The 23016-nt window shown below is 67.0% G+C and carries 26 protein-coding genes; 17 read left to right on the top strand and 9 right to left on the bottom strand.

The window, feature by feature from the left end; translation table 11 throughout:
• Positions 1-95: 95 nt before the first annotated feature.
• Positions 96-884 carry a histidinol-phosphatase gene (gene hisN, locus AC6EUL_RS16775; protein ID WP_499871427.1) on the top strand — a complete coding sequence of 263 codons (789 nt, stop codon included), beginning with the start codon at positions 96-98 and terminating at the stop codon, positions 882-884.
• A 171-nt stretch (positions 885-1055) separates the two neighbouring features.
• Here the strand turns inward: hisN and AC6EUL_RS16770 are convergent, their stop codons facing one another.
• Positions 1056-1619 carry a TetR/AcrR family transcriptional regulator gene (locus AC6EUL_RS16770; RefSeq protein WP_056379402.1) on the bottom strand — a complete coding sequence of 188 codons (564 nt, stop codon included), beginning with the start codon at positions 1617-1619 and terminating at the stop codon, positions 1056-1058.
• A gap of 109 nt (positions 1620-1728) precedes the next feature.
• On the opposite strand from AC6EUL_RS16770, the gene AC6EUL_RS16765 reads away from it, so the two are divergent.
• Complete coding sequence (locus AC6EUL_RS16765; protein ID WP_056350018.1) at positions 1729-2439, top strand: glutathione S-transferase family protein; 711 nt, start codon at positions 1729-1731, stop codon at positions 2437-2439.
• Positions 2440-2498: 59 nt separating this feature from the next.
• Here AC6EUL_RS16765 and AC6EUL_RS16760 read toward each other — a convergent pair whose 3' ends face one another.
• Positions 2499-3482: an alpha/beta fold hydrolase gene (locus AC6EUL_RS16760; protein ID WP_056271652.1), complete on the bottom strand. Its 984-nt coding sequence runs from the start codon at positions 3480-3482 to the stop codon at positions 2499-2501.
• A gap of 179 nt (positions 3483-3661) precedes the next feature.
• Between AC6EUL_RS16760 and AC6EUL_RS16755 the strand changes: the two genes are divergently transcribed.
• Complete coding sequence (locus AC6EUL_RS16755) at positions 3662-4135, top strand: Hsp20 family protein (protein ID WP_056350020.1); 474 nt, start codon at positions 3662-3664, stop codon at positions 4133-4135.
• A 73-nt stretch (positions 4136-4208) separates the two neighbouring features.
• Here the strand turns inward: AC6EUL_RS16755 and AC6EUL_RS16750 are convergent, their stop codons facing one another.
• Together AC6EUL_RS16750 and AC6EUL_RS16745 are read right to left on the bottom strand one after the other, a co-directional pair.
• A complete protein-coding gene (locus AC6EUL_RS16750) occupies positions 4209-4514 on the bottom strand; it encodes a hypothetical protein (protein WP_056271659.1) in 306 nt (101 codons plus the stop codon).
• Between the two features lie 87 nt (positions 4515-4601).
• Positions 4602-5060 (bottom strand): hypothetical protein, encoded by a 459-nt coding sequence (locus AC6EUL_RS16745; protein WP_056271663.1) that lies wholly within the window; start codon positions 5058-5060, stop codon positions 4602-4604.
• Positions 5061-5339: 279 nt separating this feature from the next.
• On the opposite strand from AC6EUL_RS16745, the gene kdoO reads away from it, so the two are divergent.
• Both kdoO and AC6EUL_RS16735 read left to right on the top strand, forming a co-directional pair.
• The gene (gene kdoO, locus AC6EUL_RS16740) at positions 5340-6206 is read left to right on the top strand and encodes a Kdo hydroxylase KdoO (RefSeq protein WP_056491326.1); all 867 of its coding nucleotides are present in this window, start codon (positions 5340-5342) and stop codon (positions 6204-6206) included.
• A 32-nt stretch (positions 6207-6238) separates the two neighbouring features.
• Positions 6239-6538: an antibiotic biosynthesis monooxygenase family protein gene (locus tag AC6EUL_RS16735; RefSeq protein ID WP_056350023.1), complete on the top strand. Its 300-nt coding sequence runs from the start codon at positions 6239-6241 to the stop codon at positions 6536-6538.
• A gap of 7 nt (positions 6539-6545) precedes the next feature.
• Here AC6EUL_RS16735 and AC6EUL_RS16730 read toward each other — a convergent pair whose 3' ends face one another.
• Complete coding sequence (locus AC6EUL_RS16730; protein ID WP_499871423.1) at positions 6546-6965, bottom strand: hypothetical protein; 420 nt, start codon at positions 6963-6965, stop codon at positions 6546-6548.
• Positions 6966-7012: 47 nt separating this feature from the next.
• The gene (locus AC6EUL_RS16725) at positions 7013-7360 is read right to left on the bottom strand and encodes a hypothetical protein (RefSeq protein ID WP_056271672.1); all 348 of its coding nucleotides are present in this window, start codon (positions 7358-7360) and stop codon (positions 7013-7015) included.
• A gap of 255 nt (positions 7361-7615) precedes the next feature.
• Between AC6EUL_RS16725 and hemC the strand changes: the two genes are divergently transcribed.
• Complete coding sequence (gene hemC, locus AC6EUL_RS16720; protein ID WP_499871421.1) at positions 7616-8539, top strand: hydroxymethylbilane synthase; 924 nt, start codon at positions 7616-7618, stop codon at positions 8537-8539.
• A 4-nt stretch (positions 8540-8543) separates the two neighbouring features.
• On the opposite strand, the gene AC6EUL_RS16715 is transcribed toward hemC, so the two are convergent.
• Positions 8544-9593 carry a GSCFA domain-containing protein gene (locus AC6EUL_RS16715; RefSeq protein WP_499871441.1) on the bottom strand — a complete coding sequence of 350 codons (1050 nt, stop codon included), beginning with the start codon at positions 9591-9593 and terminating at the stop codon, positions 8544-8546.
• Positions 9594-9677: 84 nt separating this feature from the next.
• Here AC6EUL_RS16715 and AC6EUL_RS16710 point away from each other — a divergent pair, with 84 nt between their 5' ends.
• The 8 genes from AC6EUL_RS16710 (at position 9678) to glmM (ending at position 18264) form a co-directional block, all read left to right on the top strand.
• On the top strand, positions 9678-10682 hold the full coding sequence (locus tag AC6EUL_RS16710; RefSeq protein ID WP_499871418.1) for a WcbI family polysaccharide biosynthesis putative acetyltransferase: 1005 nt from the start codon (positions 9678-9680) through the stop codon (positions 10680-10682).
• Between the two features lie 138 nt (positions 10683-10820).
• On the top strand, positions 10821-11084 hold the full coding sequence (locus tag AC6EUL_RS16705; RefSeq protein ID WP_499871416.1) for a hypothetical protein: 264 nt from the start codon (positions 10821-10823) through the stop codon (positions 11082-11084).
• A gap of 146 nt (positions 11085-11230) precedes the next feature.
• The gene (locus tag AC6EUL_RS16700) at positions 11231-11620 is read left to right on the top strand and encodes an Hpt domain-containing protein (protein WP_499871414.1); all 390 of its coding nucleotides are present in this window, start codon (positions 11231-11233) and stop codon (positions 11618-11620) included.
• A 332-nt stretch (positions 11621-11952) separates the two neighbouring features.
• Positions 11953-12471 carry a peptidoglycan-associated lipoprotein Pal gene (gene pal, locus AC6EUL_RS16695; protein ID WP_056221079.1) on the top strand — a complete coding sequence of 173 codons (519 nt, stop codon included), beginning with the start codon at positions 11953-11955 and terminating at the stop codon, positions 12469-12471.
• 168 nt (positions 12472-12639) lie between these two features.
• Entirely contained in the window at positions 12640-13608 is a 969-nt protein-coding gene (gene ybgF, locus AC6EUL_RS16690; protein WP_499871412.1) for a tol-pal system protein YbgF, read from the top strand.
• A 98-nt stretch (positions 13609-13706) separates the two neighbouring features.
• Positions 13707-14606, top strand: coding sequence for a tRNA lysidine(34) synthetase TilS (gene tilS / locus AC6EUL_RS16685; protein ID WP_499871410.1), 900 nt, complete (start codon positions 13707-13709; stop codon positions 14604-14606).
• A gap of 159 nt (positions 14607-14765) precedes the next feature.
• Entirely contained in the window at positions 14766-16682 is a 1917-nt protein-coding gene (ftsH, locus tag AC6EUL_RS16680) for an ATP-dependent zinc metalloprotease FtsH (RefSeq protein ID WP_056221088.1), read from the top strand.
• Between the two features lie 238 nt (positions 16683-16920).
• Positions 16921-18264, top strand: a complete 1344-nt coding sequence (gene glmM / locus AC6EUL_RS16675) for a phosphoglucosamine mutase (RefSeq protein WP_056379416.1) — start codon at positions 16921-16923, stop codon at positions 18262-18264.
• Positions 18265-18328: 64 nt separating this feature from the next.
• Here glmM and AC6EUL_RS16670 read toward each other — a convergent pair whose 3' ends face one another.
• Positions 18329-18631, bottom strand: coding sequence for an MmcQ/YjbR family DNA-binding protein (locus tag AC6EUL_RS16670; protein ID WP_244472588.1), 303 nt, complete (start codon positions 18629-18631; stop codon positions 18329-18331).
• A 239-nt stretch (positions 18632-18870) separates the two neighbouring features.
• Between AC6EUL_RS16670 and AC6EUL_RS16665 the strand changes: the two genes are divergently transcribed.
• The 3 genes from AC6EUL_RS16665 to AC6EUL_RS16655 all read left to right on the top strand — a co-directional run bounded on the left by AC6EUL_RS16665 (position 18871) and on the right by AC6EUL_RS16655 (position 21911).
• Positions 18871-19740: an outer membrane protein gene (locus tag AC6EUL_RS16665; RefSeq protein WP_056350035.1), complete on the top strand. Its 870-nt coding sequence runs from the start codon at positions 18871-18873 to the stop codon at positions 19738-19740.
• A gap of 256 nt (positions 19741-19996) precedes the next feature.
• Positions 19997-20842 carry an outer membrane protein gene (locus tag AC6EUL_RS16660; RefSeq protein WP_499871407.1) on the top strand — a complete coding sequence of 282 codons (846 nt, stop codon included), beginning with the start codon at positions 19997-19999 and terminating at the stop codon, positions 20840-20842.
• 148 nt (positions 20843-20990) lie between these two features.
• Entirely contained in the window at positions 20991-21911 is a 921-nt protein-coding gene (locus AC6EUL_RS16655) for an outer membrane protein (RefSeq protein WP_056271691.1), read from the top strand.
• A gap of 347 nt (positions 21912-22258) precedes the next feature.
• Here the strand turns inward: AC6EUL_RS16655 and AC6EUL_RS16650 are convergent, their stop codons facing one another.
• Positions 22259-22807: an HNH endonuclease gene (locus tag AC6EUL_RS16650; protein WP_055950293.1), complete on the bottom strand. Its 549-nt coding sequence runs from the start codon at positions 22805-22807 to the stop codon at positions 22259-22261.
• Between the last annotated feature and the right edge of the window lie 209 nt (positions 22808-23016).

Here is a 23016-nt window from a genome sequence, read left to right as displayed (position 1 = left end):
GCCCCCTCCCTCCGCTTCGCTCCCCGACCATCCCGATGGATCTCTGCCGGATGGGGCTTTGTCCGGCGGGCACCGACCGGAAGAGGGGTATGCCGATGAGCGTCGTCGATCTCGCGCGGTTCATGGACGATCTCGCCGCGGCCTCGGGACAAGCGATCCTGCCCTTCTTCCGCGCCGCCTTCGGCATGGACGACAAGGCGCGGGGCGGGGCGGCCTTCGATCCGGTGACGGAGGCGGACCGGGCCGCCGAGGTGGCCATGCGGGGCATGATCCGGCGCGACCTGCCGACCCACGGCATCCTCGGCGAAGAGTTCGGGTCCGAAAACCTCGAGGCCGGATGCGTTTGGGTCCTGGACCCCATCGACGGCACCCGCGCCTTCGTCGCTGGCCTGCCCACCTGGGGCACCCTGATCGGCCTGACCCATCACGGGGCGGCGGTGCGCGGCCTGATGCACCAGCCCTATCTCGGCGAACTGTTCTCGGGCGACGGCGCCCAGGCCCGCCTGCGGTCGCCCCGCGGCGAACGCAGGCTGCTGACCCGCCGCGGCACCGCCCTCGACCAGGCGGTCCTCGCCACCACCGACCCGCGCCTGTTCGCGAATGGGGCGGAGCGGGAGCGCTTCCTCGACCTGGAGGGCGCGGTGCGCCTCTCCCGCTACGGCACCGACTGCTACGCCTACTGCATGCTGGCGGCCGGGCAGATCGACCTGGTGGTGGAGGCCGGGCTCAAGCCCTACGACATCGTCGCGCTGATCCCGATCATCGAGGGCGCTGGCGGCATCGTGACGACCTGGGACGGCGGACCGGCGACGGGGGGCGGGCGCATCGTCGCCGCCGGGGACCGCCGCCTGCACGAGGCGGCCCTGCGCCACCTCAATCCGTGAGGCGCACGGCTTTCTGACGCTCCTCGGGGCTCACCCGCCCAGTGGTCCAGCTCTGGCCCTTGGTCCTCCCTCGGGAGGCCTACAAAGAACAGTCAGCGGCAACCCGATCGAGTCGCTCCGGACGACCGCCGTCGGATCAGGAGCGGACCTTCTTCCGTAATGGGCGGATCCCTACGCGGGGAGAAGGCCGGTCGCGCGATAGTGGTCGATGAGAGTGTCGAAGAGCGAGAGATCTGCTCGACCTCTCGCCATGAGTTGGGCGCCCGCAACGGCCGCGTAAATGGCGCCCGCCCGCCCGTCGCTGTCGACCGCCTCCACCACCCCCGCTGCGGTCAAAGCGTCGCTCAACCAAGCGACGTTCACCTCGGCAAAGGCCCGCACCTCGTGCTTCACGACGTCCGGCAGATCGTCGTATTCGGCCGTCATGAAGCTCGACAGGCACATGCGGTTGTCGTTCTGCAAGGACGTGCGAAAAATCTCGGGATATCTGTGCAGACTGGCAAGAGGGTCAGACGCTTGGTTCGAGATGGCGTCGAGATCGGCGGCGATGTCTTCCCAATAGCGCTTCGCAACCGCCACACCGAGTTCGGCCTTGCCCGGGAAATGGTAGTAGACACTCGCTGCCTTGATGCCGACCTCGGCCGCAAGATCGCGGAAGTTCAAGCCAGCGTAGCCATGCGCCATCGCCGTCCGCTTCGCTGCTGCGAGGATCGCCTCCTTGTTGTCTGCCTTCATCGCGCCGCCTCGCGTTCCTTCAGTGCCTGCCAGTTGGCAGATAGGTGTTGACCGATCGAAAGGACAGCCCTAGCTCTCCGCCTGCCTACTGACAGACAGGGAGATTTGAATGACCACCGAGACCGCGTCCCGCCTCCAGCTTTTCACCTCGCCCTCGGCATTCCCGAATCCGCAACGTCTGCGCATCTTCCTGTACGAGAAAGGCATCGCGGATCACTTCGCCGAACGGGTCTACGACATGTCACCGGGCGGCGAGCAACGGCAGTGGCCGCACCTGAAGATGAACCCCTGGGGCGAAACGCCGACCCTCAAGCTGGAGGATGGGAGCGTCCTCTCGGAGACGGCCGCGATCGTTCGATATCTCGATCAGGCGTTCCCCGGTCGGCGCATCATGGGTGAAGACCCCTTGCAGCAGGGGCTCGACACGATGTGGGACAACCGCATCTGGGTGCACATCCTCTACCGGATCGTCACCGCGTTCCACGTTCTGCACCAGGGCCTGGGGCCGAAGCTCGAACTCACCAGCAACCCGGCCTGGGGCGAACACTGCCGCAAGGAAGCCCTGGCGCATGCGAGCCTGGTGAACCAGCATCTGTCGGACGGTCGCGAATGGCTTCTCGGCGGCGCGGCACCCACCTTCTCGGACATCACCATGGCGACCGCCATTGCCTTCTCGAAGTTCCCGGTCAACGCCACGCCGCTGGATGAGCGCTTCGAGCACATCGACGCATTCTGGAAGCGCTGGCAGCAGCGCCCGGCCTTCAAAGCGGCCTATGCGGACCGTCAGAGCGGCGTCGCGGAGTTGGACGACCGCACCTGATCCTGAAGCGCACACCCCTCCTTGCTCCCGAGTCCTGCGCCGCTTCCCGCTCCTGAACTTCACGCCTCCTGCCGCACGCGCGTGTCGGTCGGTTCCGTCGCGTCGGAGCCGGGCATGAAGGCGTCGAAGGCCGCCCAGAAGTCCTGCCGGATGCTGTCGCGCTCCGACAGGATCTCGTGCCGGGCATCGGGCAGCACCAGGATGTGCCCGGCGCGCAGGCGGCGGGCGAACCGCTCGGTGGTGGAGGTGCCGCAGACGGGGTCGGCGCCTGCCGCAACGATGAGGGTCGGCACCGAGATCCGGCCCGGCACGCGCGGGTCGGCGAGGCGCTTCATCGCCCGGAAGGCGCTCGCGAGCCAGGCAATGCTCGGATCGCCCACGGCACCGGCCCCGACATCCCGGGCGGCCGCCGCGTTGCGGGCGTAGCGCTTCGGATCGCGGCACAGGCGATTGTCCGGATAGGGCTTCGTCGCGATCGAAACCGCCGAGCCGAAGGGGATGTAACGCCGGCCCCACCCGATCGCGTGCAGGGTGCCGGCTAGGAGGGCCGCCCCGGCCGGCCATCGTACCATCCGGATCGACAGCATCGGCGCCACCATGACGACGCGCCGGAACGGCAACCAGCCGTCATGGGCACCGGTCAGGGCGACGGCCCCGCCCATCGAGTGCGCGAGGCAGAGATGCGGATGCGGCATCAGGGGATGCAGGATCGCATCTGTGATCGCCTTCAGGTCGAGGCGGTAATCGTCGAAATGGGCGACGTGGCCCCGATGCGGATCGTCGACCTGCCGCTGCGACTCGCCCTGTCCGCGCCAGTCGAAGGCCACGACGGCGAAGCCCCGCCCGCGCAGGTCCGCGATCGTCTCGTAGTACTTCTCGATGAACTCGGCCCGGCCCTGGAGGAGGCAAACGGTGCCCTTCACCAGGCGGGTGGTCGGACGCCAATGGGCGGCCCGCAGCTCGAGTCCGTCATCGGTGCGCACCGCCTTCAGGGCACCGCCCGGTGGAACGGGATTGTCCGGGGTGGAACGCAGGGTCAGCATCGACGCAGTCTCGCGGCAAGAAAGGAACCGAATTTTTTGGCCGAGGCGCCGGCTGAGGCTCTTGCGAGGCTGAAACCCGGCTCCGATATCAGGTGAGCACCGGCCAATACGGCGGTGCGACTGGTCCGGCCCTCGGGCGGACCCAGAACCAGCATGTTGCTTCTTACGGAGAATATGTGATGCGTCAGTTCGACCTTGCTCCCCTTTATCGCTCCACCGTCGGTTTCGACCGCCTGTTCTCGGCCCTCGACCAGTTCGTGAGCGCCGACGCGGCCCCGACCTATCCGCCCTACAACATCGAGCGCACCGGCGAGAACGCCTACCGGATCACGGTGGCGGTGGCCGGCTTCACGGAGTCCGATCTCGCGATCGAGGTGAAGGAGAATGCGCTGACGCTGAAGGGCGAGCGTCAGTCCGATCCCGCCAAGCCGGCGGAATTCCTGCACCAGGGCATCGCGGCCCGCGCCTTCGAGCGTCGGTTCCAGTTGGCGGACTACGTCCAGGTGACGGGGGCCGCCCTCGAGAACGGCCTCCTTCACATCGATCTCGTCCGCGAGATTCCGGAGGCGAAGAAGCCGCGTCAGATCCAGATCGCCACCGGCCGCACCCCGCGGGCCCCGGTGATCGAGGGCTCGACGCAGCAGGCCGCCTGATCGGCCCAGACGGACGTTCGGAGCGCCCCGGTCCCATGGCCGGGGCGCTTTCCCATGGGGCGACGCGATCGCGTCAGAAACCGCCGTCGAACCAGTCGCTGCGGCTCGGCTCCTTGCAGCGGTAGCCGATGAAGCAGCGCGGCGTATCCTGTGCCGGCACGAAGGCCGGGACCGTGATCTCGGTGACCTCGCAGAAGCTGCGATCGCGCACGAAGCGGTCATAGGTCTGCCCGCCGGTTCCGAGCACGAGGCCGCCCCGCCGGTCCACCAGCCCCTTGGCCTGACCGCAGGACATGGCAACCGTCGAGGCCCGCTGCGCGAGCGCCGGGACGCTGCAGAGGGCAAGAACGAGGGCGGCGAGGGCGACGCGGTTCGGCATGGCGGGCCAACGCGCAGCCCGCCCGGTCGATCCCGCGAGAGAGACGCGGAACGCCCCACGCCTAGGCTCCTCGACCGCCGGGTGCGATCACAGGTCGCCGAAGATCAGCTGTCCTTGCGGGCTCGGACGCCGCGCAGGCGGCGTTCCCTTCGCCCGTTTGGCCGCGGGCTTGCCCACGGACCGGCGGGCGGCCGGTCGCTCGGCCGGCGGATCGGCGCGCAGGCGGGCCTTCGCCCTGTCGCGGGCGACCGCCTCCGGGGCGTGGGGATCGTCGTCCAGCCACTTGCCGCGCTTGATCACTTCGTTGACCCGGCCCTGGTTCACGCCGACCTTGAAGGCGATCTCCTGCTGGGTCATGCCGGTGGAGGCGTGGAGGTCGAGGATCGCGCGGGCGAGTTCCGGGGTCATCTTCTGGCCAGTCAGGCGCCGGGCCGGCTTGATCGTCCGCGTCGCCCGGTCCCGCTCACGCAGGCGCTCCAGCAGGGCGAGGGCCATGTGCATGCCGTGCTCGCGCAGGGACTCCTCGAATTCCTTCAACGTCGCCATGGTCGGCATCCTCATCGCCGCAGGGTTCCGTGAGGTCGGAACCGCGACTGTTCCATCAACGCGACCGAAACGCCAGGGTTGCTCCGGACAGGCCGTCAGGGTTGGGCCGGTTCGGGCGGTGTGACAACAGGCAAGCGCCGTCATCCACCGCTATCCGTCGGGACCGATCCGGGCCGAGACGGGCAGGGGGATCGACGGCGGGCCGCCACGCCCGTGGTCAGGCGCGTGCGCTTCGGCTAAACCGCCGGTCCCGCCGCGGTTTTCGAGGATCCCCGCCCGATGATCAGCCCGATCGTATCCGTCTCACGCGCGGGGCCGCCCCCCGGCACGCCGTCTCTGGTGGATGCCCTCGAGGGCGGCGCGGTCCTGATGTTCCCCGACCTCGATTTTCCCCTCAGCCCCTTCGAGGAGCGCTTCGTCGAGCGCCCCTTCGCCGACGGCAAGGCCAAGAACGTCAACATCCGCGGGCCGCAAGCCACCCTGCGGGGCGCGGCCGGCACGCCGGAGGAGCAGGAGGCCCTGCGCCAGGTCCTCATCCGCTACCGCGCCTTCGCCGAGGCTTTGGTCGCCGAGCACCTGCCGGCCTATGCCGGCAAGGTCTCGTTCGCGGGCACCTCCTATCGCCCCTTCGAGGTGGACCAGCGCAAGCTGAGCTGGCGGCGCGACGACACCCGCCTGCACGTGGACGCCTTCCCGTCGAACCCGATCGGCGAGAAGCGCATCCTGCGCATCTTCCGGAACATCAACCCCAACGGACAGCCGCGCCACTGGCGGGTCGGCGAGGACTTTCCGTCCATGGCGCGGAAATTCCTGCCGCGCCTGCCCGGCTACTCGCCGCTCTCGGCCCGGATGCTGGCGCTCCTCAAGATCACCAAGGCGCGGCGCAGCGAGTACGACCACCTCATGCTGCACCTGCACGACGCCCTGAAGCAGGACATGACCTACCAGGAGACGGCGCCCCAGGCCGATGTCCACTTCTCCCCCGGCCAGACCTGGGTGACCTTCTCGGACCTCGTGATGCACGGCGCCATGGGCGGCCAGTACATGCTGGAGCAGACCGCCTACCTCGCGGTGGCCGACCAGGCCCGCCCCGAGCGCAGCCCGCAGCGCCTGCTCGCCCAGGCCCTCGGCCGCCCCCTTCGCTGATCCCCCCTCGAACCTTACGGCCGGAGAGATTCATGATCCTCGAAATCGCGCAGATCGACATCAAGCCAGGCCTGGAGGCCGAGTTCGAGGCCGGCATCGCCAAGGCGGCGGCGATCTTCAAATCCGCCAAGGGCTGCCGCAGCTTCGCCGTCCGGCGTTCCATCGAGAAGCCGCAGCGCTACCGCCTGCTCATCGAATGGGAGACTCTCGAGAACCACACCGTGGACTTCACCGGCTCCCAGGCCTGGAAGGACTACCGGGCCATGGTCTCGCCCTGCTTCGAGGCGCCGCCCAGCGTCGAGCACACCGAGCTGGCGCTCCAGGCCTTCTGAGGCCGCGTCACGAGCCGGAGCCCCGCACCAGCATCTTGATGCGGTCGTCGAGCCGGCCGATCCGCGCGCGGACGCCGCGCGCGGCACAACCCGACAGGGTCTCGCCGGCGAAGAAGCCGAACTGCTCGGCGCGCTCGCGACAGGCCAGGACCGGCGGCAGCCCGATCACCAGAGCGAAGGGCGCGGTGAGCAGGAGGAGGTTGAGGAGGAGGGACGGCGCCCAGCCCAAGGTGAAGGACCGGACCTCCGCGTCCGCTTCGCCTTCAAGCTCCCCGAACCGGCGCACCGTCCGGGGCGTGCGCAGGCCGTCGCGGATGATCGCCTCACGGATCCGGGCGTGCGCGGGCGTGGCCGCGTCGGCCGCAGGGTCGTCCCGCACCGGCGCGGCGAGCGTCTCCAGGGGCATGGTCCGAGCTCCGAGCTTCACCGCGGCCTCCCGCCACGATCGCGATGGTCCGTCCCGATCACGCCGCGCTACCGCAGGCCGTTCGCGACCGTTCGAAGGTCGCTGTCGAGATGGAGAACCCGGCCGGCCAGGTCGCGGCGGGCGCAGGCGGTGCTGCGCAGGATGTCGGGGACCCAGGATCCCCTGACGCCCCCCTGGCAATCCATCAGCAGGCTCGCGGCCAGCAGGATCGTCATGGGTCCGAGCATCAGCGTGACCTTGAGCAGACGGACGATGCCGAACCCGCCGCGCCGCCGCCGGGGCCTGGCCGGCGCCCGATCCCGACCGGACGAACGCCGAAGCGGGCGGTCGTCCGGCTCGTCGTCGCGCGGACCGAACTCCTGCTCGTAATAGGCTTCAAGCTTGCTGCGCTTCATCGGTGAGCGTCCGCCGACCTGGCTCGTGACATCCTCGTCGCACGAGATACACGCCGAGAGCGATAAGCTTGGCCTAAGATCGCGGGGCGCGGGAGGCGCGACCTGTACGCGTGGTTTCGGAATACTTAGCGGCCGGCGGCGGATCGAACGCGGTCCCGGTGACATCCGCGCGCGGACTGCGTACCTAGGTTTCAGCAGACCGGACCGGCCCGATCCCCCGGGTTCCGGCCCCCCACCACCGAGCGATCCTCGCCCATGATCCAACGTCCCCTCCGCATCGGAACGCGCGGAAGTCCGATGGCCCTGGCCCAGACCGGAATGGTCCGGGACAAGATCGTCGCGGCCAATCCGGGCCTCGAGACCGAGATCGTGGTGGTCAACACCGTCGCGGATCGCATCCTCGACCGCCCGCTCTCCGAGATCGGCGGCAAGGGGTTGTTCACCAAGGAACTCGAGCAGGCGCTCTATGCCGACGTGGTCGACGTTGCCGTCCACTCCATGAAGGACGTGGAGACCTGGCTGCCCGACGGGCTCGTCATCGCCTGCATCCTGGAGCGAGATGACCCCCGCGACGCCTTCCTGTCGCCGCGCGCGTCCGGCTTCGCCGAGCTTCCGTCGGGGGCCCGGGTCGGCACCTCGTCCCTGCGCCGCGCGGCGCAGGTGTTGATGCGCCGTCCGGACCTGCGGATCGTACCCCTGCGCGGGAACGCCAACACGCGCATGCGCAAGCTGGAGGAGGGGACCTGCGACGCCACGCTCCTGGCGCTCTGCGGCCTGGAGCGCCTCGGCATGGCCGACATGGCCCGGAGCGTGCTCGATGTCGGCGAGATGCTCCCGGCCGTTGCGCAGGGCGCCCTCGGCATCGAGTGCCGCGCGGCGGACGCCGCCGTGCGCGCCCTCCTGGCCCCCCTGGTCTCGGCCACCGCCACCGCCGAGCTCGAGGCCGAACGCGGACTGCTGGCCGAGCTCGATGGCTCCTGCCGGACGCCGATCGCCGCCCTGGCACGGATCAGCGGCGACACGCTCAACCTCGACGGCCTGCTGTTCCTGCCCGACGGCAGCGCCCACTGGGCCGTCCAGCGCTCCGGCGCCGTGTCGGACGCCGTCCGCATCGGGCGCGAGGCCGGCGCCGAATTGAAGCGCGCGGCGGGCGACACCTACACACGGCACCTCCAGTAGGCGCTCACGTCAGGCTTCGCTCGATGGCCTCCTCGTCGCAGATCACGCTGGCCGCGCGGCGATACTCGATTCCGAGGGGCTGAGTCAGGATCGGGGCCTTCGCCCGTGTGGTGAAGGCGTCGAGGAACACCCGCATCACGTGGGCGACCGCTGTGGGCGTAACCGAACGCAGATCGTCCTCGTAGTAGCGCACGGCATTGGCGGTACTCGTGACGATCTCGTAGGCGGGAAAGTAGACGGCGCGCGGCTCGGCCGCGACGATCTCCTCGGCCGCGGCTCGCAGAGCAGCTTTGCTGTAGGTGTTGGAGACCAGAACGTGCCGGTCCGCGTAGGTCGCGATCAGGGGCACCGGCGAGACCGTGAGGATGACCCGGGCGGCTGGATTGACCGCGAACAGCCGCTCGAGGAAGGTCAGCATGTCGTCGCGGACGTCACCCACCCGCGCATTCACGAAGGCGTAGGCATCCGGGTCGAAGCTGCCGCCGATGACCCCGGGGGCCACCGGGAGCATCGCGCCATCCGCGCGATGCATCCAGCCCTCCGTCAGTCCCAAGGTGAAGACGAAGACGTCGAGGCTTTCGAACATCGCCCGGACCGCCGCGAGATGCCGCCGGCGATCGGCATCCACCTCGGCCGCGTCAGCGAAGCCCGCCGGCTCGATCCCGGGGCGGAACGGATCGACCAGGCGACCGTCCGGACGCGTCCAGATCGAGAGGACAGGGGCGTAGGTGCCGTAAGCCCGGTCGAAGAGCTGCAGAAGCTGGCGGGCGGTGTAGAGGTTGCCGTAGCGGGCCGAGTAGATCCCGTATTGACGGTCGGCGGCGGTTTCGGGCGCCATGCCGTCGGGCGCGGCCTCGGCGAGATAATGCCCGAACCCTGCCCGGGTCAGGGCGCGGGCGACATGCTGGGCGAAACACGAACCAGCGGTCGCCACCCGGGACTCGGGGGCGATGGTAAAGCGGCCGCTCGGGGCGGGTGCCAGGGCGAAGGGCGCCACGCCTGCCACGGCCTTGCGCCAAAATCGCTCGGCCGGTAGATCGGCGTAAGGGTTCATCACCACGGCGGCATCTCCATCCGATCGCTCAGGCCATTGCCGCGCACGTCCACCAAGACACTGGTCCCGGACTCTGTCGCGGCCTTGGCTGCCTCCCTCGCACGCCCGGGTTCATCGTGGCGATCCTGGGCGGGAGCATGGCGCAAGCCCCGCATCGACTCGCTTGACCCGGTTCGGGACGGATCGCGGATAGCGGTCTTAGGCAACTGCCAGGCCGAGGGCGTCGCCCAATCTCTGAGACTGCTGCTTCCGAGCGCGCAGGTCCACCTCGTACCCTTCGACGGCCTCGGACGACGGTATGGCAGCCTCGAGCGCCTGAAGGCCGATCTCGCCCCCTTCGACCACGTCTTCACACAGTTCTTCCCCGAAGGGTTCGTCGAGGGCGGCAACGTCCATGCCCTCGGCGACGGCGATCCGCGCCTCCGCCTGTACCCGACCATCCTGTTCCCGGGCTATCAGCCCGACATGGTCCTCGTGGGTGATGTCGGTGCGCTCTCCGCCTCGCGCCTCATCGCCTCGCCGACAGGTCCTTATCACTCCGCTATCGTCCTGTGCGCCTATCTGGAAGGGCTGGGACTGGAGGACACCGTGAAGCTGTTCCGCGAGTCGGTCTACACACGACTCGGCTTCTACGAAGCTTGGAACGTCGCCGCAGCGGAGCTTCTCGGCAGCGCACGCGACATCATGTTTCCGCTGGAGGCGGAGCTCGCCCGATGGTCCCGACGCGGCTGCTTCATGCACGTCCTGAACCATCCCAAATTGTTCGTGCTGGCTGATATTGCCCGGCGGCTCGCTACTGAAGCGGGCCTTGAACCGCTTCCGGCCCAGGTCGAGGACTATCTCCCGGATGATCTGGCCGCCGACGTGGTCTGGCCCCTCTACCCTGACCTCGCGGTGCACTATGGCCTAACCGGCACGATGCTGTTCAAGGACCGGGCCCGCCGGGGCGACCCGAAGCTATACGACTTACGGGCCTTCATTGCGGCGAGCTTCGCGATCTATCGGCGCCATGCGCCGGAGGCTCTCGGATGCATCCGGGTCGCGGGCTGGCGGGCGAACCCCGCCGTGCGGGCATTGTTCAGGGCCTGACTGCGCCCCGACATCAGCCTGTCGCCGGCAGACTCAGCGGCTCCCATCCGGCGGCGGGTTCACGCTTTAGCGAGCCGGCGAAAACAAGCACATCCCGGGTCCGGAAGGGCTTGCCGGGAAGACGCTGTCTGGCACGGCATGGCGATCTTTGCAGACGCGGGTCGACGAACAGACGACCAGTCCATCGGGATCGAGCGCGCGAAAAGCCTGCACAACGGACCAGCCGTCGATGAGGCCTGGAAGGTTGATGGCGGTGAACAGGAGTACGAAGTATTGCCCACTCCGTTCTCTGTCGCGCTGGCCTGCCGGAGGACGGCCACAGCCGCCTCGCCGCCGGAAACCGAGACCACGGCAATGCCGTTCCGCTGGCACAGGGCGGTCAGCATTTCAGGAAGCCGGTGATTGTCCCCGACGACGAGGACCTGACGCCGGTGCATGGATCGCACCAACTCTTTGCACAGTGGGCTTTGTCCGGTAGAGGTTAACCACCGATCAACAGAGGCGGTGGCTGGGCCAAGTCCCGCCCTCGACCTAGTCTGGACGACCTCATGCCGGACCATTCGACCCGCGAGGCCGAGACGTCCGCAGCCCCTGATGCGCCCTCCCCGCGGATAGGGCCGATCTACGAGCCCCGCACACTCAAGGAGTTGGAAGACATCTTCGGCCGGGCCCGCCTAATGGATCTTCTCGACCGTTTGAGAACCGAGATCGGCCGACGGCTTCAGGCGCCCGCCTCGGAACGCATCGTCCTCGGGCAGGATGCCCACATCCTGCTTTCCGCGAGTGGGTCCCTGGGCTTCTTCGATCTCTCCCAGCGCTGTTCGGAGATGGAGCGGGCTTGCCTGGATGGAACCGATCTTGCGGCGCCCTTGGCAGCCGTCCGGCGATCCGCCGAAGCCGCGGTGACGGCGATCCGTGCGATCCGAAACCAATCCTAAAGCCCGCGGGGCTTCGTATGTTGCCATGCCGCCACGGATTGGACGCGCGTACAAACATCGACTTCAGCGTCGCGCCGATGCCGCAATCGGGGCCGATCTCCGGGGTTCGTCTCACCTCGCCGTCGATGGAGCGATCCGGAGCGGGCGTGCATGGAGACTGGGTTTCACGAGACTTTGGCCGATTTCGGAAAGATCCGTTCAAGGTTGACGGAACCTTCGCTTAACCGAGACCGCATAAGAACCGCCGCTGTGTCCCCGAGGGGGTCACATGAGGCGACGTCGTCGGTCTGATCATCAGGGATCCGGCGGCTGTGCCCGAGGAGAACAGGATCATGTCCATGATTGCGCGCTTCCGCGTGTTTCCGCTGGCGGCCGCCCTCTGCGCCGCCCTCAGCGTCGCAGCCTGCACCAACGACAAGGATCTGGCCGACGCCTCCGGGTTCGGCGCCGGCGGTGGCATGAACGGCGGCGCCAACACCCCCGGCAGTGCCCAGGACTTCGTGGTGAATATCGGCGACCGGGTGTTCTTCGAATCGGACTCCACCGATCTGACCTCGACCGCCACCGCCACCCTGGACAAGCAGGCCAACTGGCTGCAGCGCTATCCGCGCTACACCTTCCTGATCGAGGGGCACGCCGACGAGCGCGGCACCCGAGAGTACAACTTCTCCCTCGGCGAGCGCCGCGCCCAGTCTGTGAAGGACTACCTGGCCTCGCGCGGCATCGCGAATGGGCGGATCCGTACCGTCTCCTATGGCAAGGAGCGTCCGGTGGCCGTGTGCAACGACATCTCGTGCTGGTCCCAGAATCGCCGCGCCGTCACCGTGCTCGATCGCGGCGCTGGTTCCTGACGCAAGGATGCCGCGGGATCTCGGAGCCGAACCCTCCTCAGGATCCCGCGCCCGAAACGATGTGCCGCGGCATGGCCGCATTTTTGCCGCGTAGGACAGCATTTGCTATCGGCGGGCTGCGATCTTCGCGAACGCACCTCCGCTCCTCGACCACCGGTAACGCCCGTCATGCTTGCCCGCCTCCTCCTCGCGACCCGCCTCGCCACCGCAGCCGGATCCGTCACGGGATCGATCCTCTGGGGGATGTCGGCTCCCGCGATGGCGCAGGACGCGTCCGACTTCGTCGTCCGGCTCAATCGGCTGGAGAACCAGTCGCGTCAGACCGCGGGGCAGATCGAAACGCTGCAGTATGAAAATCGCCAGTTGAAGGAGCAGCTCCGTAAGTTTCAGGAGGACGTGGAGTTCCGCCTGCAGGAGGCGAAGGGGGGCCGCAGCGGCGCTCCATCGGGGACCAATCCGGCTCCGGCCAAGCCCCAGAAGCGCAGCGACGCCTTCGATCCCGAGCACAATCTTGGCAAACCGGGCGCGCCGATGCAGCTGGGTACCACCACGCCGAGCGGGGCGGGGGCCGAAGCGCCCCGGGCTCGCAACGTGCCTCCGGCGGTCGTCGAGGCGGATGACGAGGAGCCCGGCCTGACGCCGCCTGGTCTCGGCGGCCCAGTCGACCTGTCACCGCCCGCCCGCGTTCCGACCACCGGTGCACTTCCGAATCCGCCCCGGGCCGGCAGCGTCGCTGCTACGGGGACGGGGGATGCGCGCGCCGATTACGAGATGGCTTACGCCTACATCCTTCAGCGCCAGTACGAGCAGGCCGAGATGGGCCTGCGCCAATTCATCCAATCCCACCCGCGCGACGCACTGGTGCCATCAGCAACCTACTGGCTCGGCGAGAGCTACCTACAGCGCAATCGCAACCGCGAGGCGGCCGAGCAATTCCTGAAAGTCTCCACGGACTATGCACGCTCGGCGCAGGCGCCGGATGCCATGTTGAAGCTCGGAGCCTCGCTCAATGCGCTCGGAGCCCGCGAGCAGGCCTGTGCGACCCTCGCGGAATTGGAGCGTAAATTTCCTTCTGCCAGCACCAGCGTCCGCCAGGGCGTGACCCGCGAACAGAAGCGCGCGCGCTGCGCCGCCTGAGCAAACCGGTCGACGCGGTCGAGGACGCGCTCCGCCCCTATCTGACTGGCGGAACGGTCCTCCTCGCGGTCTCCGGCGGACCCGATTCGACCGCGTTGATGGCTGCCGCGGCGGCCGTCGATCCTGCGGCGACCGTCCACGTCGCCACGGTCGATCACAACATTCGGCCTGAAGCGGGCGTGGAAGCCGCGGCGGTCGCCAGCCTCGCCGAAGCTGTCGGTCTCCCCCACCGAACCTTGGCCTGGACCGGGCCAAAGCCGTCGCGGGGGCTTCAGGAGGCCGCCCGCATCGCGCGTTACGCTCTCCTTGCCACCCATGCCGAAACCATCGGTGCCGGCCTCGTGCTCACCGGGCACACCCGGGACGATCAGGCCGAGACCGTTCTGATGCGTCTCCTGGCGGGGAGCGGGCCGGCAGGCCTCGCGGGTATGCGCACCGAGCGATCCCTGACACCTTCCATCAGACTGGCACGGCCCTTCCTGAAAATCGCAAAGGCTCAACTCGTGGACTATTGCGAGCGCCGGCACTTCGCCTTCGTGCGCGACCCATCCAACGACGACGAACGCTTCGCCCGAGCACGCCTGCGCCGGCTCATACCGGACCTCACCCGCGAAGGTCTGAGTCCGGATCGGCTCTGCCGTCTCGCGGCGCGCTGCGCTCGTGACGACGCGGCCTTGACGGAAGCGGCGCGGATCGCTTTCGTGACGGCACTCCGGCCCGAGTGCCGCCCCGGCATCCACCTGGACGGTCCCCATCTCCGCTTCCTGCCGGACGCCGTACTTCTTCGTGTTGCGAGCCTCGCGGCGGAGCAGATGAAGCCCGATAGCCCGGAGCGGCTGGAACGGCTCGAAGCCCTCGTTCTGGATGACCTTCGACCCGCGCTGCATGAGGGGATTCCGGTACGCCGGACTCTGCGTGGGATATTGTTCGAAGTGACGCGGGCAGGGGATCTGGTGCTGACCTCGGCGCCACTGCGCCGGGGAAGGAAATCTTCGTAACCCTCCCATCCGATGCGGCCCTGCCGCGGCGGCATGGCCATGGCACGGCCTCCCCTTCGACTTGGCAAGGGGGGACTCGCTGCCTACATTGGCGGGGAGCGTCAGGAGCGACCCGCCCCAATTCGCGCGGCGGGCCCCGATGCCTCCAGGGATTGATCGATGAACCCGAATTTCCGCAACTTCGCCTTGTGGGTCGTCATCTTCCTGCTCGTGCTCGCCCTTGTGACCCTGTTTCAGAACCCGGGTCATCGTGGTGGCGGTTCCGAGATCGCCTACAGCCAGCTCCTGAATGATGCCGATTCCGGTAAGATTCAGACGGTTGTGATCTCCGGGCAGGATGTCAGCGGCACCTATGTCGGCGGCGGCAACTTTACGTCCTATGCCCCCAACGACCCGAGCCTCGTGTCCAAGCTGCAAAGCAAGGGCGTGCAGATCACCGCTCGTCCCCCATCCGACAACACGCCATGGTTCATTCAGCTGCTCGTGAGCTGGCTGCCGATCCTCGTGTTCATCGGCGCCTGGATCTTTCTCTCCCGGCAGATGCAGTCCGGGGCAGGGCGCGCAATGGGCTTCGGCAAGTCGAAGGCCAAGCTTCTCACCGAGGCCTCCGGCCGTGTGAGCTTCGACGACGTCGCCGGCGTCGAGGAAGCCAAGGAGGACCTGCAGGAGATCGTCGAGTTCCTGCGTGACCCGCAGAAGTTCCAGCGCCTGGGCGGCCGCATCCCGCGCGGCGTGCTCCTCGTTGGCCCCCCCGGCACGGGTAAGACCCTGATCGCCCGGGCGGTCGCGGGCGAAGCCAACGTGCCTTTCTTCACCATCTCCGGCTCTGACTTCGTCGAGATGTTCGTCGGTGTCGGTGCCTCGCGCGTGCGCGACATGTTCGAGCAGGCCAAGAAGAACGCCCCCTGCATCATCTTCATCGACGAGATCGACGCGGTCGGCCGCCATCGTGGCGCCGGCCTCGGCGGCGGCAACGACGAGCGCGAGCAGACCCTGAACCAGCTCCTCGTGGAGATGGACGGCTTCGAGGCCAACGAGGGCGTGATTATCATCGCGGCGACCAACCGTCCCGACGTGCTCGACCCCGCCCTGCTGCGTCCGGGCCGCTTCGACCGCCAGATCATGGTGCCGAATCCCGACGTCGTCGGCCGTGAGCGCATCTTGCGCGTCCACGTCCGCAAGGTGCCTCTGGCGCCGGACGTCGACCTCAAGGTCATCGCGCGCGGCACCCCCGGCTTCTCGGGTGCCGACCTGATGAACCTCGTCAACGAGTCGGCCCTGCTCGCCGCGCGGCGCGGCAAGCGCATCGTCACGATGCACGAGTTCGAGGATGCCAAGGACAAGGTGATGATGGGTGCCGAGAGGCGCACCTTGGTCATGACCGAGGACGAGAAGCGGCTGACCGCCTATCACGAGGGCGGCCACGCCATCGTGGCCTTCAACGTCCCGGCGACGGACCCTGTCCACAAGGCTACGATCATCCCGCGCGGCCGGGCACTGGGCATGGTCATGCAGCTGCCCGAGCGCGACAAGCTCTCGATGTCCTTCGAACAGATGACCTCGCGCCTCGCCATCATGATGGGCGGACGCATCGCCGAGGAGATGACCTTCGGCGCCGACAAGGTGACCTCGGGTGCACAGTCCGACATCGAGCAGGCGACCCGTCTTGCCCGCATGATGGTGACTCGCTGGGGCTTCTCGCCCGAGCTTGGTACCGTGGCCTACGGAGAGAACAACGACGAGGTCTTTCTGGGCATGTCGATGGGTCGTCAGCAGACGGTCTCGGAGGCGACCGCTCAGAAGATCGACGCGGAGGTTCGCCGCCTCGTGGAAACCGGCCTCGAAGAGGCGCGCCGCATCCTCGGTGAGCACAAGGACGATCTAGAGGCATTGGCTCAGGGTCTCCTCGAATACGAAACCCTGTCCGGTGACGAGATCAAGAACCTCATCGCGGGCAAACCTCCGATACGGGACGCGGGCGATGGACCGACCACGCTGCGCGGCTCATCCGTTCCGTCTGCCGGCCGTGGCCGTCCACGCGGCAGTGATGGACTGGAGCCTCAGCCACAGGCTTAAAACCTGAGATAAGCCACATCTGACATCACGAGCCCGCCACCGGCGGGCTCGTTCGTATCAAGGCCGTCCTAACGATATGATGGATTTGGTCTTCAAGGGCGGGATCCGGCAACCGGATTTTCATCCCATGGGTGAACCTAATGCCGAAGCATCATCACCGGCGGTCAGTCGGAGGATTGCGTCTTAAGGCGGACTCAGTTCCCCTACACACGAGAACAGCAGACGGGACGCGAAAAGCATGTCGCGCAAGTATTTCGGCACGGATGGTATCCGGGGACGGGCCAACGGCGTCATCACGCCGGAACTTGCCCTGAAGGTCGGTCAAGCGGCAGGCTTAATCTTCCAGCGCGGCGATTACCGCCATCGAGTCGTGATCGGCAAGGATACGCGTCTCTCGGGCTACATGATTGAAACCGCCCTGATTGCCGGCTTCACATCGATGGGCATGGACGTACTCCAACTCGGGCCGATGCCAACCCCGGCCGTTGCAATGCTCACCCGATCCATGCGTGCCGATATCGGGGTAATGATCTCGGCCTCGCACAATCCTTTTGAGGACAACGGCATCAAGCTGTTCGGGCCCGACGGCTTCAAGCTCAGTGACGATGTCGAGCGGGAGATCGAGGCACTGATCGACGGCGAACTGCATAAGCGTCTGGCAGGTTCGCGGGACCTTGGACGTGCCAAGCGCATCGAGAGCGTGCACGCCCGCTACATCGAATTCGCCAAGCGCTCCCTGCCGCGCAACGTCACCCTTGACGGCCTGCGCATCGTCGTGGATTGCGCGAACGGCGCCGCCTACCGAGTGGCACCCGAAACCCTCTGGGAGTTGGGTGCCGAAGTGATCGCCATCGGTGTGGAGCCAGACGGCTTCAATATCAACCGTGACGTCGGTTCAACCGCGCCGGCTGCGCTTGCGGCCAAGGTTCGGGAGCTGCGCGCTGATATCGGCATCGCCTTGGATGGCGACGCAGACCGGGTCCTTATCATCGATGAGAAGGGCCAGTCCGTCGACGGTGATCAGCTGATGGCCGTGGTCGCCCGGTCATGGAAGGAGGATGACCGCCTAACGCAGCCGGGGCTGGTCGCAACGATCATGTCGAACCTGGGCCTGGAGCGCTTCCTGGGTGGCATCGGTCTGAATCTGGCGCGCACCGCAGTGGGGGACCGCTACGTGCTCGAACACATGCGGGAGCACGGCTACAATCTCGGCGGCGAGCAGTCCGGACACATCATCATGTCGGATTACGCCACCACCGGCGACGGCCTCGTGGCGGCTTTGCAGTTGCTCAGCGTCGTGAAGCGTCAGGAGCGCCCGGTCAGCGAAGTCTGCCACTGCTTCGAGCCGCTGCCGCAAATCCTCAAGAACGTACGCTACCGGTCCGGCCAGCCGCTGAGTGCGGATTCGGTCGTCACGGCAATTGCTCAGGCGCGTGAGCGCCTCGGCAATTCCGGCCGCCTGGTGATCCGCCCGTCGGGCACCGAGACGGTGATCCGTGTGATGGCCGAAGGGGACGACCGGGGCCTCGTCACGGAGGTGGTGGATGATGTAGTCGAGGCTGTTGCCAAAGCTGCGGCGTGAATTCGCTCGGGTTTGACTAAAACGGCTCGGCACAGATGCTTTGGCCCGTTCGAGATGCGAGACCCTAGATCTGATCGTAAGCCGCAGGTGCGACCTCTCGCCAGGCGGCCAGGAGAGCTGCGGCCAGCATGTCCTCATCCGCCTCCCAAAGGGTGAGACAAGTCCAGCCGCGCCGACCCCAAGCGCCGTCCACCGCTTCGAAGAGATCGGGCTCGGCCTCGATCCACTCGGCCTGCAGCGTTCGCGAGAGGCGCAGAACCAACCGTTCCTCTTCCACCCACAGCGTCGCGAAGATCCGCCCAAGAACCCGAAAGTCCGGGTGTCCGTTGTGCGCCCCCTCGGTTACTTCAGGAAGTGCCCCGGCCAAGCGGCGAACATCCTCTGGTCTGCTGGGCACGGGCAGTGTTTCCCTGTCGCTTAAATTCCCACTCAAAACGAGCGTGCATACCGCCGTAGTCACGGACCAAGCGTTGTGTGACAGCCGTCAACGCATCCGCAAGGATAAGATTTAACGTTAAATCCGATTTAACTCTTGGATCCCATGATGTCCCCGTCATCCCGCCGGCATTTCAGGCTTCCGGCACACGGTCGATTGAAGGACATCCGATGCGCCGCACCAAGCTGTCTGCCTTGGCGCGCTCGATCACGCTCTTTGCGAGCGTGGCAGCGCCCTGCCTCGCCCAAGCGGCGGATCTGCTTCCGCCCCTGCCGCCCGAGCCGCTGCCCCCGCCCGTTGAGATCGGCGGCGGCTGGTACCTGCGCGGCGACGTCGGCGTTGGCGCAGCCAGCGTGGGCGCCATCTCGACCACGGTCCTGAAGGGATCGCTTCCGGACGGGTACCGATACGACCAGAAGGCCATCGAAAGCCAATTCTTCGCCGGCGGCGGTGTCGGCTATCAGTTCGGCGCTTACTTCCACGGCGATATCACGGCCGAGTACCGCGGCGGCGGCAAGCTGACCTTCCAGGACAGCTATGGAGCGGATTGCCGCTCGGATGGGTGCCGCGGGGTCAACGCGTATCAGGCCAACTTGGCGTCCGTCGTCGTAATGGCGAACGGCTACATCGATCTCGGCACCTGGTATGGCGTGACGCCCTTCGTCGGCGGCGGCGTCGGCACTGCGTTCCACGACTTTTCCGGATTCAACGATCGCGGCTTCGGCAACGCGACCGGCGGGTATGGATTCGCGAAGGACAAACATTCGAACACGCTGGCCTGGGCGGCTATGGCCGGTCTCGCCTACAGCGTGACGCCCAATTTGAAGCTGGAACTCGGCTATCGCTACCTCAATCTGGGTGACGTGCGCTCGGGTGTCGTGAACTGCATCAACCAGGATTGCGGTGGCGCGGTCTACAAGGTGAAGGAGGTCACCTCCCACGACGTCCGGATAGGCATGCGCTGGCTGCTCGGTGGCATCGTCGCCCCTGCAGTCGCCGAGTATCAGCCCGAGCCGGCCCCGTTGGTTCGCAAATACTGACGGAGGCGTGCCCTGCCGGGTGGCTCCCCCCAGCAGGGACAGAGACCGGATGGATCCGAAGGCCGAAGACGCGGGGTGCCGCGTCCTCGGCCTTCGTCCGTTTCCGGGCGTCGGCGATCATCAAAAACCCCGTTGCGACAAAGTGTTAGGGTTAAGTCCTCTCTAACGGTTCCGCTCTAAAGTGCGGCGTTGCGTGATCCGAGGCGTGCCGCGCGCCCCTTCGATCGCTTCAAATCGTTCAGCGTTCGAGAGTGTCATGGCCGCATCCACGTTCCGGTTCGTCACGGCCTTCGGGCTGATGCTCGCTGCTCAAGGGCTGGCGCCCACCGCCTCGGCGGCGGATCTTCGCCCCCTGCCACCACCGCCACCGGCCCCAGTCGCCATCGGGGAGGGGTGGTACCTCCGGGTCGACGCGACGGTCAGCGATTATGCCCGTCCCCATGATGCGACCCCAGCGCCGGCCGACGGACGCCCCCTCAATCCCCTCACGCGCCTGAATCTCGAGACGGTTCCCGGCTATGGCGGCGGCGTCGGCTACCGCATCAACAACTGGCTGCGCGTGGACGCCACGATCGATCAGCGGATGCCCGCCCGCTACAGCGCCTATTCGTCGGGCTCGGGCTTCGTGACGGGCTACAACATCGAATCCGCTCAGCTCGACGTCCTCACCGGATTGGTGAACATCTATGCCGACCTCGGGACCTGGTGGGGCCTGACGCCCTATATTGGCGGGGGCATCGGCTTCGCCGATAAGCATCTCGGCAAGGCCTACACCCAGACGACCTGCATCCTGGAAGCCTGCGACGGCAATGCGGGCACCGGCTTGCGCGACGTTGTGCGGCGCCCGCGCCGCTCGGTCGCTTCCTTGGCCTGGGCCCTCACAGGCGGCGTGTCCTACGAGATCGGCGCCGGCCTGAGCCTCGACACCAGCTATCGCTACGTCGATCTCGGCCGCGCCAAGACAGGGCTCGACACCTACGGCTTCGATTCGCGCCTGAAGGACCTCGCCTCGCATGAGGTCCGCGTCGGCCTGCGCTACCGCTTCGCTGGCGGTCCGGCGAGCCTCCCCGGTGCGAGCTGGAACCGAAATCCCTACGAATAAGGGACCCGGCCCGGCGAGCGCCTCGCCGCCGGGCTCCTTACCGTTCCCGCGAAGGACAGGGCAACGGAACGTTAAGGTTACTCAAGTAAAACCGAACCATAGGCTCAGCCATCTGACCCATCGGGCTCACGCCCTAAGGACGACATCGATGCGTACCGTTTCCCTCGCGCTCCTGACCGGTTTCACTGTCGGAATCGTCGTGCCGGCGTGGGGCGCGGACCTCGATTACGGCATCCTGCGCGGCTCCGACTACGAACCCGAAGTCCAGATCATCGACTGGAACGGCGTCTATTTCGGTGGACACGGCGGGTACTCGTCGGCGACCGCCGGCTTCAAGAACGCCTACACGCCGCTGGTGTCGAACGCCTTGCGCTACTCCACCGCAGAAACGACCTTCAACGCCTCCAGCCTGCTTGCGTCCCGGGGTGGCAATATGGAAGGGGCCAGCTACGGCGCCTTCGCGGGCTTCAACTACCAGTTCGACGAGACCGTGATCGGCCTTGAGGCCGACTATACGCGGTTCGACCGGACAGCCTCGACGCGGGACAGCCTCAGCCGGTTCAAGGTCGGATCCGACGGTTACCTGGAGACGGTCTCGTTGACCGGTGCCGCGACCGCGCGGATCGAGGATTACGGCACGATTCGCGCCCGCGGCGGCTACGCGATCGGAAACTTCCTGCCCTACGTTACGGGCGGCCTCGCCATCGGCCGGGTCCATACCGAGCAATCCGTCGCGATTCAGGATTACGGCTACGACACGATCGCCTACAAGGCCAACCAAGCTCTGACGACGGGCAATCCCGTGGCGGTCAAGAACTTCGGCTACACAGCGAACGGCTTCGACCCGAACAACCCGGAATCCGGAACTCCGGCCACCCAGGTGGTCCGCACTGCCAAGACCAAGACCATGGGCGGCTTCGTCCTTGGTGGCGGCCTGGAGTTCGCCCTGACGAGCAACATCCTCCTGCGTGGCGAATATCAGTACGTCATGCTCAACGACTTCCAGCAGAGTGCCGCGAACCGGATCGCCATCAGCACCGTGCGGGCCGGCGCCGCCGTGAAATTCTGAAGGCCCTTAAGCGATCGCTCGCTCTTTTCTTTTACGGTCGTCCGCGCGGCGACCACGCCGCCGCCGGGAGTTCGTTCATGCGTCGCCACATCTTACTCGGCAGCGCCGCGGCCTTGTTCGCGAGCGCTGCGGCCTCGTTCGTGGGAGCAGCGCCCGCTCACGCAGGCGGCGAACCCGGCCGGGGCGACCGGCGTCCTCTCCTCCCGCCGCACATCGCCTACCGGGATCCGGTCTACGTTGCCCCGCGACGCCCGGTCGTCCTGATTCCCGTCCGTCGCGTGCCGCGCTCTCTCGCACTACCGCTCTACAATGAGCCTCCGCCGCGCTTCCAGGCGCTCTGACCGCACTCAGGTCTCCAACTCGGTGTCCCAGTAGAGATAATCGAGCCAAGTGTGGTGATACTCCCGGTGATCGAACTCCGGCTGGCGGCGGTGCAGCTCGTGCCGTGTCGGCCGGTGCGGCTCGTGGAGCAGCGGCATGTCCGCCTCTGCCGGGGTGCGATTGGCCTTGCGCAGATTGCAGGGGGAACAGGCCGCGACGACGTTCTCCCAGCTCGACAGGCCGCCGCGGGACCGGGGCACGACATGGTCGAAGGTTAGGCCACCCGCCGGAAGGCGCAGGCCGCAATACTGACAGGAAAAAGTGTCTCGCAGGTAGATGTTGTAGCGGGTGAAGGCCGGGCTACGTGCCAGCGTCACATAGCTCTTCAGTGCAACGACGCTGGGCACGCGCAGCGAGCGAGACGGGGACCGAGCCTCGACGTCGTAGCTGGCCACCAGCGTGACTCGATCGAGGAACAATGCTGTGAAGGCATCCTTCCAACACCACAAGGAGAGCGGATTATAAGAGAGCGGCCGATAATCCGCATTCAGTACGAGCGTTTGAAGATCCAGCATCGGCGCTACCCTCTCGACGGGTCAACAGAGGGACAACGCGCGGAGGTCGGTGGGCGCATCGTCCCAGGTTGGTGAAAGATCAAACATCTCCGCGTCCCGGAGCGTCGTGGCGCAGGCGGAAATGGGGGTAGGGCCCAGCCGCTCGACAAGCGCCGAGGAGGGGCGGGAGAGCCAGGCATTGGCCAAAAGCCGTCGCATCGGGCGGGAAC

The sequence above is a fragment of the Methylobacterium sp. 001424705 genome (assembly GCF_059816145.1).
Note: the sequence above shows the minus strand (reverse complement) of the source record. Positions and strands in the feature narration are given on the sequence as shown.

What these genes read in the sequence shown, in the direction of transcription:
- tilS (WP_499871410.1), top strand. Translation starts at nt 13,707, where the DNA reads ATGGCTGCCGCGGCGGCCGTCGATCCTGCGGCGACCGTCCACGTCGCC.
- AC6EUL_RS16715 (WP_499871441.1), bottom strand. Translation starts at nt 9,593, where the DNA reads ATGAACCCTTACGCCGATCTACCGGCCGAGCGATTTTGGCGCAAGGCC.
- AC6EUL_RS16700 (WP_499871414.1), top strand. Translation starts at nt 11,231, where the DNA reads ATGCCGGACCATTCGACCCGCGAGGCCGAGACGTCCGCAGCCCCTGAT.
- AC6EUL_RS16755 (WP_056350020.1), top strand. Translation starts at nt 3,662, where the DNA reads ATGCGTCAGTTCGACCTTGCTCCCCTTTATCGCTCCACCGTCGGTTTC.
- hisN (WP_499871427.1), top strand. Translation starts at nt 96, where the DNA reads ATGAGCGTCGTCGATCTCGCGCGGTTCATGGACGATCTCGCCGCGGCC.
- AC6EUL_RS16655 (WP_056271691.1), top strand. Translation starts at nt 20,991, where the DNA reads ATGCGTACCGTTTCCCTCGCGCTCCTGACCGGTTTCACTGTCGGAATC.
- AC6EUL_RS16760 (WP_056271652.1), bottom strand. Translation starts at nt 3,482, where the DNA reads ATGCTGACCCTGCGTTCCACCCCGGACAATCCCGTTCCACCGGGCGGT.
- AC6EUL_RS16705 (WP_499871416.1), top strand. Translation starts at nt 10,821, where the DNA reads ATGGCGATCTTTGCAGACGCGGGTCGACGAACAGACGACCAGTCCATC.
- AC6EUL_RS16765 (WP_056350018.1), top strand. Translation starts at nt 1,729, where the DNA reads ATGACCACCGAGACCGCGTCCCGCCTCCAGCTTTTCACCTCGCCCTCG.
- AC6EUL_RS16750 (WP_056271659.1), bottom strand. Translation starts at nt 4,514, where the DNA reads ATGCCGAACCGCGTCGCCCTCGCCGCCCTCGTTCTTGCCCTCTGCAGC.
- AC6EUL_RS16650 (WP_055950293.1), bottom strand. Translation starts at nt 22,807, where the DNA reads ATGCTGGATCTTCAAACGCTCGTACTGAATGCGGATTATCGGCCGCTC.
- AC6EUL_RS16745 (WP_056271663.1), bottom strand. Translation starts at nt 5,060, where the DNA reads ATGGCGACGTTGAAGGAATTCGAGGAGTCCCTGCGCGAGCACGGCATG.
- hemC (WP_499871421.1), top strand. Translation starts at nt 7,616, where the DNA reads ATGATCCAACGTCCCCTCCGCATCGGAACGCGCGGAAGTCCGATGGCC.
- kdoO (WP_056491326.1), top strand. Translation starts at nt 5,340, where the DNA reads ATGATCAGCCCGATCGTATCCGTCTCACGCGCGGGGCCGCCCCCCGGC.
- AC6EUL_RS16665 (WP_056350035.1), top strand. Translation starts at nt 18,871, where the DNA reads ATGCGCCGCACCAAGCTGTCTGCCTTGGCGCGCTCGATCACGCTCTTT.
- AC6EUL_RS16735 (WP_056350023.1), top strand. Translation starts at nt 6,239, where the DNA reads ATGATCCTCGAAATCGCGCAGATCGACATCAAGCCAGGCCTGGAGGCC.
- ybgF (WP_499871412.1), top strand. Translation starts at nt 12,640, where the DNA reads ATGCTTGCCCGCCTCCTCCTCGCGACCCGCCTCGCCACCGCAGCCGGA.
- pal (WP_056221079.1), top strand. Translation starts at nt 11,953, where the DNA reads ATGTCCATGATTGCGCGCTTCCGCGTGTTTCCGCTGGCGGCCGCCCTC.
- AC6EUL_RS16660 (WP_499871407.1), top strand. Translation starts at nt 19,997, where the DNA reads ATGGCCGCATCCACGTTCCGGTTCGTCACGGCCTTCGGGCTGATGCTC.
- AC6EUL_RS16770 (WP_056379402.1), bottom strand. Translation starts at nt 1,619, where the DNA reads ATGAAGGCAGACAACAAGGAGGCGATCCTCGCAGCAGCGAAGCGGACG.
- AC6EUL_RS16725 (WP_056271672.1), bottom strand. Translation starts at nt 7,360, where the DNA reads ATGAAGCGCAGCAAGCTTGAAGCCTATTACGAGCAGGAGTTCGGTCCG.
- ftsH (WP_056221088.1), top strand. Translation starts at nt 14,766, where the DNA reads ATGAACCCGAATTTCCGCAACTTCGCCTTGTGGGTCGTCATCTTCCTG.
- glmM (WP_056379416.1), top strand. Translation starts at nt 16,921, where the DNA reads ATGTCGCGCAAGTATTTCGGCACGGATGGTATCCGGGGACGGGCCAAC.